At 74.2% G+C, this 12,469-nt stretch carries 3 protein-coding genes; all 3 read left to right on the top strand.

What is annotated here, in order from left to right; genetic code table 11:
* The first annotated feature begins 1 nt into the window (after position 1).
* The 3 genes from WNM05_RS10785 to WNM05_RS10775 are packed head-to-tail and all read left to right on the top strand — an operon-like array spanning position 2 to position 12,467.
* Entirely contained in the window at positions 2–10,936 is a 10,935-nt protein-coding gene (locus tag WNM05_RS10785) for an amino acid adenylation domain-containing protein (RefSeq protein WP_434634919.1), read from the top strand.
* Entirely contained in the window at positions 10,933–11,703 is a 771-nt protein-coding gene (gene hmlD / locus WNM05_RS10780) for an SDR family oxidoreductase HmlD (protein ID WP_434634918.1), read from the top strand. The genes WNM05_RS10785 and hmlD overlap by 4 nt, the downstream gene beginning before the upstream one ends.
* Positions 11,700–12,467: a glycosyltransferase family 32 protein gene (locus WNM05_RS10775; protein ID WP_434634915.1), complete on the top strand. Its 768-nt coding sequence runs from the start codon at positions 11,700–11,702 to the stop codon at positions 12,465–12,467. Before hmlD ends, WNM05_RS10775 begins: the two co-directional genes overlap by 4 nt.
* The last annotated feature ends 2 nt before the right edge of the window (positions 12,468–12,469 follow it).

Genomic DNA, 12,469 nt, shown 5'->3' with positions numbered 1-12,469 from the left:
CATGACACTGAAAATCCAAGACATCCTGCCGTTGACCCCGCTGCAGCGCGGCGTGCTGTTCCACACGCTGTTCGCGCCCGGCTCCCCGGTCTATTTCGAGCAACTGATCTGCCGGCTGGACGGCGAGGTCGATCCGGCGGCGATGGCCGACGCGCTGGACAGGCTGGCCCAGCGCCATCCGATACTGCGCACCGCCTTCGTCACCAAGGGCCAGACCGAGCCGCGCCAGGTGGTGTTCGAAGAGAGCAAGGTCCCGCTGGCCGTGCACGACTGGCGCGACGCCGGCGAGGCCGAGCGCGAACAAGGTCTGGAGACGCTGCTGGACGAGGACCGCCGCCGCGGCTTCCAGCTGAACCGTCCGCCGCTGATGCGGCTGACGCTGCTGCGCTACGGCCCCGCCGAATGGCGGCTGATCTGGAGCCACCACCACATCCTGCTGGACGGCTGGTCGCTGCCGATACTGATGCGCGACTATTTCGCGCTGCTGTCCGGCGCCGCGCTGCCGCCGCCGCCGCGGCCGTTTTCCGACTATGTCGGCTGGCTGGGCCGCCAGGACGCGGCCGCGGCCGACGCCTACTGGCGCGCCGCCGTCGGCGACCTGGAGGCGCCGACGCCGCTGGGCCTGGACCGCCCGGCCCTGCCCGGCGCGCTGGCCGGCGACGACGTCGGCCGGATAGAGGCGCGCCTGGCTTACGACGCCGGCGGCGATCTCGCCGCCGCCGCCGAGCGCTGCCGGGTGTCGCTGGGCAGCCTGCTCCTGGGCGCCTGGGCGATACTGCTGGGCCGCTACAGCCGCCAGGACGACGTCGCCTTCGGCGTCACGCTGTCCGGACGGGCGATAGACCTGCCCGGCGCCGACGGCATCGTCGGCCTGCTGATCAACTCGCTGCCGCTGCGGCTGCCGCTGCCGGCCGACGCCGCGCTGCCGCAATGGCTGGCCGAAGTGCAGCGGCGACAACTGGAGCTGCAGTCGCTGTCGCACTGCGACCTCGCCGAAATCCAGCGCTGCAGCGCCGTGCCGCGCGGGCAGCCGCTGTTCGAGACGCTGGTGGCGATAGACAATTTCCCGATAGGCGAGGCGCTGCCGTCCGACGGCCTGGGCTTCAGCATCTCCGGGGTCCGCCAGGACGAGCGCACCCACTACCCGCTGACGCTGACGCTGGTGCCCGGCGACGGCGCGCTGACGCTGAAGCTGGGCTTCGACCGCGCCCGCATCGACGAGCCGGCGGCGGCGGCGCTGGCCGACGGCTATCTGGAACTGCTGCGGCAGATCGCCGCGCGGCCGGACGCGGCGCTGCGCGAACTGGGCCTGGTCCGCCCGGCCGGACCGGCGGCGGCGCCGGCCGTCGCCTGGCGCGACGCGCCGGACACGCTGGCCTCGGCCTTCCTGGCCGCCGCCGACCGCTTCCCCGAGCGCGTCGCCGTCAGCGACGGTCCGCTCTCGCTGAGCTACCGCCAGTTGCTGGCGCGGGCCGCGGCCATCGCCGCCAGCCTGCGCCGGGCCGGCGTCGCGCCCGGCGTCCGCGTCGGCATCTGCCTGCCGCGCTCGGCCGGCCAGATTGCCGCGATGCTGGGCGTCACGCTGGCCGGCGGCGTCTACGTGCCGCTGGACCCGGACTATCCGTCGGAACGGCTGGCCTACCAATTGGCCGACAGCCAGGCGCTGACGACGCTGACCGACGCCGAATGCCGGCAGCGGCTGCCGGACACCGCCCCCTGCCTGCTGATCGAGCGGATCGCCGACGACGGCGCCGCGCCGCTGCCGCCGGCCGGCCTGAAGCCGGACGACGGCGCCTACGTCATCTACACCTCCGGCTCCACCGGCCAGCCCAAGGGCGTGCTGGTCTCGCAGCGCAATGTGCTGCGGCTGTTCGCGTCCAGCGAGCGCCATTTCCATTTCGACGAAAACGACGTCTGGAGCTATTTCCACTCCTTCGCCTTCGACTTCTCGGTGTGGGAGCTGTGGGGCGCGCTGCTGCACGGCGGCCGCAGCGTCGTCGTGCCGCACGCCGTCAGCCGCGATCCGGCCGCCTTCGTCGCGCTGCTGGGCCGGGAGGGCGTCACCGTGCTGAACCAGACGCCGTCGGCGTTCAAGCTGGCCATCGACGCCGAAGCGGCCGCGCCGCTGCCGCGCCCGTCGGCGCTGCGCTGGGTGGTCTTCGGCGGCGAGGCGCTGCGGCTGGCCGATCTGGAACCGTGGCTGCGGCGGCACGACGACGACGCGCCGCGGCTGGCCAATATGTACGGCATCACCGAGACGACGGTCCACGTCACCTTCCGCCGCATCGTCGCCGCCGACCTGGCCGCCGGCGGCGAGCTGAGCCCGATAGGCGAGCCGCTGGACGACCTGTCGCTGGAACTGCTGGACGCCTTCGGCCACCCGGTGCCGCCGGGCGCGCCCGGCGAGATCCACGTCGGCGGCCTCGGCGTCAGCCTCGGCTATCTGAACCGCCCGGAACTGAACGCCGAGCGCTTCCCCGGCAGCGGCCCGGCCCGCCGCTACCGCTCCGGCGACCTGGCGCGGCGCAATGCCGACGGCGAGCTGCTGTACTGCGGCCGCATCGACCACCAGGTGAAGATACGCGGCTTCCGCATCGAGCTCGGCGAGGTCCGCGCGGCGCTGCTGAGCCACCCGGCGGTGCGCGACGTCCATGTCGCCGCCGTCGGGGCCAGCGACGCGGCGCGGCTGATCGCCTATCTGCGCGCAGACGAGCCGGCCGCCGTCGGCGCCGAGGCGATGCGCCGCCACCTGGCCGCGCGGCTGCCCGCCCACATGACGCCGGCCGTCTTCATCGCGCTGGCCGACTTTCCGCTGACCGTCAACGGCAAGCTGGACGTCAAGGCGCTGCCGGCGCCGGACGGCGCGCGCTCGGCGCTGGAGACCCCGTACGTCGAGCCGGCCAATGAACGGCAGCGGCTGCTGGCCGGCATCTGGCAGCAGGTGCTGGGCCTGCCGCGCGTCGGCGTGCACGACAACTACTTCTCGCTCGGCGGCGACTCGATACGCAGCGTGCGCATCGCCGGCCTGGCCAAGGAGAACGGCTGCCCGCTGACGATACAGGACATCTTCCGCCACGGCACGATTGCGGCGCTGGACGCGGCGCTGGACGGCGGCGAGGCCGTCGCCGCCCCGGCCGCCAGCGCGCCGTTCTCGCTGATCTCGGCCGCCGACCGCGCGCGTCTGCCGGCCGGCGTCGAGGACGCGATGCCGCTGGCCCGGTTGCAGGCCGGCATGCTGTTCCACAACGAATACGACGACGGCCGCAATCTGTACCACGACGTGTTCTCGCACCGGCTGCGCGCCCGGATCGACCCGGCTCGGCTGCGCGAGGCGCTGGCGGAGCTGGGCCGCGAACACGCGCCGCTGCGCACCGGCTTCGCGCTGGCGGGCTATTCCCAGCCGCTGCAACTGGTGTGGCGCGACGCGGCGCCGGCGCTGGAATACGAAGATCTGCGCGGCCTGGACGAGCAAGCCCGCGAGGACGCCGTCGCCGAGCAGGTGCGGCGCCTGTCCGAGCGGCGTTTCGACACCGAGCGGCCGCCGCTGCTGCGCGTGGGCTGCCTCAGGCTGGCCGACGACGTCTGGCAGCTGACGCTGGCGGTGCACCACGCCATCCTGGACGGCTGGAGCGTCGCCACGCTGTCCACCCGCCTGTTCGAACGACTGCGGGGGCCGGCGGCCCCCGGCCGGCCGCTGGGCCATGTCTGGCGCGGCTTCATCGCCGCCGAGCAGGCGGCGCTGGCCGATCCCGCCCAGCGCGAATACTGGCGCGGCCAGCTGGCCGGTCCGCCGGCCGCGGCGATTCCGCGCTGGCCGCAGCGGATCGCGCCGACCGGCAAGGCGCGGGTCGGCAAGCGGGAGGTCCGGCTGCCGGCCGAAAACGCCGCCGCGCTGGTCCGGCTGGCCGCCGACGGCGGCATGCCGCTGAAGACGGCGCTGCTGGCCTTGCACATCCGCGTGCTGGCCTGCCTGTGCGGCCGGGACGAGATCGTCACCGGCCTGGTCAGCAACGGCCGCCCGGCCGATGCCGACGGCGCCGAGGCGCTGGGCCTGTTCCTGAACACGCTGCCGCTGCGCGTCCGCCTGGACGGCGGCAGCTGGCGCGGCCTGCTGAAGACGACGATGGAAGCCGAGGGCGCCAGCCTGCCGCACCGCCATTTCCCGATGGCGGAGATCCGCAAGCTGGCCGGCGGCGAATTGTTCGAAACCTCGTTCAACTACGTCGATTTCCACATCTACCAGGGTCTCGCCGGCGATGCCGGCCTGGAAATGCTGGACACCGCCAGCGAGGAATCGGTCGACATCCCGCTGGCCGTCACCTTCAGCGTCAGCCAGGCCGACGGCTCCATCGGCCTGGGCTTCTCCTACGACAGGGCCGCCTTCCCCGACCCGCAGATAGCGTCGATCGCCGGCCTGTACCTGGCCTTCGCCGACGCGCTAGCGCGCGATCCGGACGCCTGCTGCCTTGACATGCCGGCCGGCGTCGGCGCTCCCGAGGCGCTCAGCGGCGCCTCGGCCGGCGTCGACATCGTCGGCGTGCCGCAAGCGGTGGCGGCGATGGCCCGCCGCCGGCCCGACGCCGTCGCCGTCGCAGGCGAAGGCGCACCGCTGCGCTACGCCGAACTGGACGGCCTCGCCGACAGCCTGGCGCGCCGGCTGCGGGCGCTGGGCGCCGGAGCTGACGTCGTCGTCGCGCTGGACCTGCCGCGTTCGCCGGAGCTGGTGGTGGCGATGCTGGCGGCGCTGAAGGCCGGCGCCGCCTACCTGCCGCTGGACCGCGGCCAGCCGGAGGCGCGCCGCCGCGAAATCCTGCAGGACGCCTCGCCGGCCCTGCTGATCTGCCGGGGCGAGCCGGCCTTCCTGCCGCCCGGCTGCGCGGCGCTGGACCTGGACGCGCAGTCGCCGGAACCCGCCGGCGACCTGCCGGACGCAACGGTCCACGGCGACGCGCTGGCCTATCTGCTGTTCACCTCCGGCTCCAGCGGCCGGCCCAAGGGCGTCGCCGTCGGCCGCGCGGCGCTGGACAACCACATGGCGTGGATGAACGGCCGCTACCCGCTGGACCAGGACGACGTGGTGCTGCAGAAGACGCCGGTCGGCTTCGACGCCTCGGTCTGGGAGTTCTGGGCGCCGCTGATGCAGGGCGCGCGGCTGCAGCTGGCCGCCGACGGCGGCCACCGCGATCCGGACTACCTGGTCGGCGCGGTGCGCGAGCACGGCGTCACCGTGCTGCAACTGGTGCCCAGCCTGCTGTCGGTGCTGCTGGCGACGCCGGGCTTCGCCGACTGCCGCTCGCTGCGCCGGGTGTTCGCCGGCGGCGAGGCGTTGCCGGCCGCCGCCGTCCGGCGCTTCCACCAGACGCTGGACATTCCGCTGATCAATCTGTACGGCCCGACCGAGGCGACGATAGACGCGTCCAGCGCCGAATACGTCCGTGGCGCCGAGCCGTCGCCGGCCGTCGGCCTGGGCCGGCCGATAGACGGCATGGCCTTCCGCGTGCTGGACGCCCGCCTCAATCCGGTGCCGGCAGGCGTGTGCGGCGAACTGTACATCGCCGGCCCCGGCCTGGCGCGCGGCTATCACGGCCGGCCGGCGCTGACCGCGGGCCGCTTCGTGCCCGATCCGCTGTCGACGCTGCCGGGCAGCCGCCTCTACCGCAGCGGCGACATCGTCCGCCTGCTGCCCGACGGCGTGCTGGAATACCTGGGCCGCGCCGACGGCCAGATCAAGCTGCGCGGCCAGCGCGTCGAAATCGGCGAGATCGAGGCCAGGCTGGCCGCCTGCCCCGGCGTGCTGCAGGCCGCCGTCGCCGGCTACCGCGACCCGTCCGGCGCCGAGAAGCTGGCCGGCTACGTCAGGCTGGAGGCCGGCCGAGAGACCGGCGACTGGCGCGCCGCGCTGATGGACGCGCTGCGCAGCCGGCTGCCGGACTACATGCTGCCGGCCCAGCTGATCGCGCTGGAATCGTGGCCGCTGAACGCCAGCGGCAAGACCGATCGCGCCGCGCTGCCGGCGCCGCGGGCCGACGAGGCCGCCGCCCGGCCGCCGCGCCGCGAGCCGGAAACGCCGCGGCAGAAGACGCTGGCGTCTATCTGGCGCCAGGTGCTGCAACGCGAGGACATCGGGCTGGACGACAATTTCTTCCAGCTCGGCGGCGACTCGATACTGGGTCTGCAGATCGTCGCCCAGGCCCGCCAGGCCGGCCTGACGCTGGCTGCGCGCGACATCTTCGGCCACCCGACCGTGGCCGAGCTGGCCGCCCATGCCGGCGAAGCCGCGCCGGCCGCCGCGCTGCCCGACATCGCGGCAGGCCGGGCGCTGCCGCTGACCCCGGCCCAGCGCTGGTTCTTCGACAGGCTGGACACGCTGCCGCGGCCCGGCCACTGGAACCAGGCGCTGCTGCTGACGGTGGCCGCCGGCATGGACGCGGCCGCGCTGCGGCGGGCGTTGCAAGACCTCGCCGGCGCCCACGACGCCTTCCGGCTGCGCTTCGCGCGCGACGACGGCGGCTGGTTCCAGCGCTACGCCCCGGCCGAGGCGCTTGAGGACGCCGGCTGGCTGCGATGCGTCGACCTGTCGGCGCTGCCCGCCGCCGCGCGCGCCGAGGCCGTCGAGACCGCGGCCGAGGCCGCCCAGCGCGGACTGGATCTGGAAAACGGCCCGCTGCTGCGCGCCGTCCATTTCGACTTCGGCGCCGGCGAGGCCGGCCGGCTGCTGCTGGTGATACACCACCTGATCGTCGACGGCGTGTCCTGGCGCGTGCTGCTGCAGGACCTGGCCCGGCTGCTCGCCGGCGGCCGGCCGTCCGCCCCTCGCGCCGGCTTCGGCCACTGGGCGCTGGCGCGGCGGGACGCGCTGCCGGACGCCGGCGAGCGCGCCTACTGGCTGGGCCAGGCCGAGCTGGTCGCCGCCTCGGCCCGCGTTCCGCTGTCGGCCGAGGCCGAGGACGGCAACCGCTACGGCGCGACCGACACCGTCGAGGCGGTGCTGGAAACCGGCCCGACCGCGGCGCTGCTGCGCCAGGGACGGCCGCTGCGCGCCAGCGCCGAGGAGGTGCTGCTGGCGGCGGCGCTGGGCGCGCTGCGCGACTGGCTGGACGCCGACGCGCTGGCGCTGACGATGGAGGGCCACGGCCGCGACGGCGGCGCGCTCGACGTCTCCGACACCGTAGGCTGGTTCACCGCGATGTATCCGCTGGCGGTGGCCGGACTGGCCGACGCCTCGCCGCAGCGGCTGCTGCGGCTGGCCAAGCGGGCGCTGCGCGCGGTGCCGGCCGGCGGCGCCGGCTACGGCGCGCTGCGCCACCTGGCCGGAGACGCCGACGCCCGCAGGCTGGCCGCGCTGCCGGAGCCGCAGATCGCCTTCAACTATCTGGGCCAGTTCGACGGCAGCCTGCCGGCCGACGGCCCGCTGGCCCCGGCGTCCGAGCCCGTCGGCGCGATGGAAGACCCGGACGGCCTGCGTCCGCGGCTGATCGACATCGTCGCGCTGGTCAACGACGGACGGCTGTCGATGCGCTGGAACTACGGCCGCGACGCGCTGCCGCGCGAAACGGTGGAAGCGCTGGCCCAGGCGATGCGGGACAAGCTGCTCGCGCTGCTGCAGCTCGACGCCGACGCGGCGGCCGATGCGCTGATGGCCGACGACTTCCCGCTGGCGACGCTGGACGAGGACGCGCTGCCGGCGGCGCTGGGCCGCCACGGCGACATCGTCGACTTGTGGGACCCGACGCCGGTGCAGGAAGGCATGCTGTTCCACAGCAGGCTGGAGGACGAGGACGGCCCGGCCGGCGTCTACATCGAGCAGGTGGTGGCAGAGCTGGACGGCGCCGTCGACGCGGTCCTGCTGGAACAGGCCTGGGGCCAGGTGCTGGCCCGCCACGACGCGCTGCGCGTCAGCTTCGCCTGGGAAGGCCTGGCCTCGCCGCTGCAGCGGGTGCACGCCGCGCCCAGGCTGCCGTTCTCCGTCGTCGAGCTGGCCGGCGAGGCCGAGCTGGAGCGCTTCCTCGCCGACGACCGCGCCGCCGGCTTCGACCTCGGCTCGCCGCCGCTGCTGCGCGTCGCGCTGCTGACCCGCGGCGGCGCGCCGTGGCGCATGGTCTGGACCCATCACCACGCGCTGCTGGACGGCTGGTCGATGGCGGTGATCTTCGAGGAGATGCTGGCGCTGTACAGCGGCCTGCGCGCCGGCCGCCCGGCCGCGCTGCCGCCGGCGCCGTCGTTCGGCCGCTTCGTCAAATGGCTGCGCGGCCGGCGCGATCCCGCGGCGCAGGAAAGCTTCTGGCGCGGCTATTTCGCCGGCTACGCCGCCGACGCCGACCTGGGCCTGATCCCGGCAGGCAAGGCGCCCGAACCGCGCCATCTGACGCTGACGCTGGCGCCGGAACTGGCCGACGCGCTGCGGCGCACGGCGCGCGCGCGGCGGCTCACGCTGAACACGCTGTTCCAGGGCGCGCTGGCGGTGGCGCTGTCGCGCATCGGCCGCGCGGACGACGTGGTCTTCGGCGTCACCGTCGCCGGCCGCCCCGATGCGCTGCCGGCGATAGCGTCCACCGTCGGCCTGTTCATCGCCACCGTGCCGCTGCGCGCCGACTGCGGCGCCGCGCGGCCGCTGGACGATTTCCTGCACAGCCTGCAGGACAGCCAGGGCCGGCTCTCGCCGTTCGAGACCAGCCGCCTGGTCGACATCCACCGCTGGAGCGGCCTGCCGGCCCGCCAGCCGCTGTTCGACGCGGTGCTGATCTACGAGAACTACCCGATCAACGCCGCCGTCGGCGGCTACGCCCAGGAACTGCGGGTCGGCGCCGCCTCGGCCCGCGAGCAGTCGAACTACCCGCTGACGCTGTACGTCAAGCCGGGCCCGGACGGCATCGCGCTGGACTGCGCTTTCGACGCCGCCCGCCTCGAGCCTGCCCGCGCCGAGGCGCTGCTCTGGGCGCTGCCTCGGCTCTTGTCGCAAATCGCCGCCGGCGCCGCCCGCGTCGGCGAACTCAGCCTGGCGGAGCCTCAGGCCCCGGCACCCTTCTCGCCGGTGTCCGGCGACACCGCGCTGAGCATGCTGGCCGACGCCGCGCGGCGCCATCCGGACAAGATCGCGGTGACGGCGGCCGACGGCAGCCTGAGCTACCGGGAACTGATGGCGCGGTCGCGGGCCCTGGCGCGCCGGCTGGCCGCCCGCGGCGTCGGCCCCGGCTCGACGGTGGCGCTGGCGCTGCCGCCGGACGCCCGCGCATTGACGGCGTTGCTGGCGACGCTGTGGTCAGGCGCGCAATACCTGCCGCTGGACCCGGCGCTGCCGCCGCTGCGCCTGGCCGCGATACTGGAGGACGCCCGCCCGGACCTGATCATCGTCGACGACGGCGTCGACGCCGACTGGCCGGCCGACGCCGCGCGGCTGACGCTGCCGGCGCCGCTGCCGCCGGCCGTCGACGACGAGGCCGACGCGCCGCTGCCCGGCGACGCGCTGCATCCGGAGACGCCGGCCTACACGCTGTTCACCTCGGGCAGCACCGGCAGGCCGAAAGGCGTGCAGGTCGCCCACCGCTCGCTGGCCAACATCCTGCGCCATTTCGCCGCCGAACCGGGCCTGGGACCGGACGACGTGCTGCTGTCGCTGACCACCTGGTCCTTCGACATCGCCACGCTGGAGCTGCTGCTGCCGCTGGCCTGCGGCGCCGGCCTCGCCATCGCCCCGGCCTCGGTCGGCGCCGACGGCGTGGCCTTGGCCGCCGAGGCCGCGCGCCGCGGCGCCACCGTGATCCAGGCGACGCCGGCCGGCTGGCGCATGCTGCTGGAGGCTGGCTGGCGGCCGGCGGCCGGCCTCAGGGCCTGGTGCGGCGGCGAGGCGCTGCCGGCCGACCTGGCCCGCGCGCTGCTGGACGCCGGCCTGACGCTGTGGAACGTCTACGGCCCGACCGAGACGACGATCTGGTCGGCCGTGCACCGCGTCGACGGCGGCGAGCTGCCGCCGCCGGCCGGCCACGCGATCCGCCACACCACGCTGTGGGTCGCCGACCATCAAGGCCAGCCGCTGCCTCCGCATCTGGCCGGCGAACTGCAGATAGGCGGCGACGGCCTGGCGCTGGGCTACCTGGGCCAGCCGGCCCAGACCGCCGCGCGCTTCCGTCCCGATCCGCTGGCCGGCCGGCCCGGCGCCCGCGTCTACCGGAGCGGCGACCTGGCCTGCCTGAGGGACGACGGCGGCGTGCGGGTGCTGGGACGGATGGACGGCCAGGCCAAGCTGAACGGCTTCCGGCTGGAACTGGAAGAAGTGGAAGCCCGGCTGCGGCTGCTGCCCGGCGTGCGCCAGGCCGCCGCGGCGATACGCCGCGACCGCCAGGGCAACGCCCGCCTGGTCGGCTATCTGCTGCCGGACGACAGCGGCGCCTGGCGCGCCGGGGACGAGGCCGATCCGGCCGCGCTGCGCCGCGTCCGCGCCGAACTGGCCGCCGCCCTGCCCGGCTATATGGTGCCCAGCCTGTTCGCCACGCTGGACGCGCTGCCGCTGACGCCGAACCGCAAGCTGGACCGCAAGGCGCTGCCCGACCCGGCCGAGGCCGTCGCCCCGGCCGCCGGCGCCGCGCCGCAAGGGCCGCTGGAACAGGCGGTGTGCGCGATCTGGGAGGAGGTGTTCGAGCGCGTCGGCGTCGCCGCCGACGACGACTTCTTCGACCTCGGCGGCCATTCGCTGCTGGCCACCCGCATCCACGTCCGCGTCAACAAGATCTTCCGGCTGGAGTTGCCGCTGCGGGCGGTGTTCCACGCCCAGACGCCGCGCGCGCTGGCCGCGCTGTTGGCCGAGCGCGAAGCGTCGCCCGGCGTGGCCGCCAAGATCGCCGCCGTCTACCTGAAACTGCGCGGCATGTCAGACGCCGAGCGCGAAGCGCTGCGCCGGGCCGCCGCCCAAAGAACCACCAACACGGAAACCGCAGAATGAAACTGGAACACATCAACGCCATCGTCAGCGGCGCCGCCGGCGGCATAGGCCGCGCCTTCGCGCTGGAGCTGGCCCGCGCCGGTGCGCGGGTCCATGCCGTCGACCTGGACGCCGCCGGCCTGCGCCAGCTGGAACAGGACGCCGCCGGCCTGCCCGGCGCCATCGAGGCCTCCGTGCTCGACGTCAGCCAGGAGACGGCGGTGCGCGCGCTGCTGAAAACGGTGTCGGACGGCCCGGAACCGGCCAATCTGCTGGTCAACAACGCCGGCATCCTGCGCGACGGCTGGCTGGTCCGGCTGGACGTCGAGGGCTTCGCCCGCAAGCTGCCGACTGCGCAGTGGCGGGCGGTGCTGGAGACCAATCTGACCGCCCCCTATCTGCTGAGCCGCGAATTCGCCGCCGCCCGCGTCGAGGCCGGCCGCAGCGATCCGGCGCTGATCGTCAACGTATCCTCGGTCACCAGCGCCGGCAATCCCGGCCAGTCCAACTACGCCGCGTCCAAGGCCGGCCTGGACGCGCTGACCCGCACCTGGGCGCTGGAGCTGGCGCCGTTCGGCATACGCGTCGCCGGCCTGGCGCCGGGACTGACCGACACGCCGATGGCGGCCGGCCTCTCGCCGGCCACACGCGACGAACTGATCGCCCAGGTGCCGCTGCGGCGCATGGCCGAGCCGCACGAAATCTGGCAGGGGCTGCGCTTCATCGTCGAATGCGATTACTTCAACGGCCGCATCATCGCGATAGACGGCGGAGCGACCTTCTCATGAACGACTTCATCATCGAACAAGACGCCGGGATTCCGCGCCGCATCCACCAGATCTGGTATCAGGGCGCGGCGGCGCTGCCGGACAAATACCGCCGCTACCGCGAGACCTGGATGCGCAATCATCCGGACTGGGAGTTCACGCTGTGGGACGCGGCCATGTTGCAGGCGCTGGTCGACGAACACTATCCGTGGTTCGCCGCCCGCTACGCCGCCTTCGAACGCGACATCCAGCGGATAGACGCGTCGCGCTACCTGTTCCTGGCGCTCTACGGCGGCTTCTACATCGACATGGACATCGAGAACCTGCGCCCGATCGCCCCGCTCCTGCCCGGACACAGCCTGATCCTGTCGCGCACCCACGGCTTCAACAACGCGCTGATAGGCAGCGCGCCCGGCCATCCGTTGTGGGCGACGGTGCACGCCAACCTGGCCGCCGGCCGGTCGGCGCCGCTGGATCCGGCGCTGCCGGCCAAGCTGCGCGACTCGCCGGCGATGCGCACCGCCGTCACCGTCGGGCCGCGCTTCTTCACGATGTGCGTCGAGGAGAGCGGTTGCCTGACGCTGCCGTCCACGCTGCCGTGCCCGGGCTATTACTTCGAACCCGGCTCGCCGACGGCCGACGGCCGCTCGCAGCCCCCGCGCGGCGACCGCTCCTATGCCCGCCACGACATGGACCTGAACTGGCTGGACGCGCATCACCGGCTGTTGTCGCGGCTGAACCGCCTGCTGTCGCCGCTGGTCTCGCGCCTGTTGCCGCAACGATGAAA

The sequence above is a fragment of the Chromobacterium sp. CV08 genome, assembly GCF_051129845.1.
Classification (GTDB): domain Bacteria; phylum Pseudomonadota; class Gammaproteobacteria; order Burkholderiales; family Chromobacteriaceae; genus Chromobacterium.
This window is presented reverse-complemented; position numbering and strand designations above follow the sequence as displayed.

Coding starts and splice junctions, on each gene's coding strand:
- WNM05_RS10775 (WP_434634915.1), top strand. CDS start 11,700: ATGAACGACTTCATCATCGAACAAGACGCCGGGATTCCGCGCCGCATC.
- WNM05_RS10785 (WP_434634919.1), top strand. CDS start 2: ATGACACTGAAAATCCAAGACATCCTGCCGTTGACCCCGCTGCAGCGC.
- hmlD (WP_434634918.1), top strand. CDS start 10,933: ATGAAACTGGAACACATCAACGCCATCGTCAGCGGCGCCGCCGGCGGC.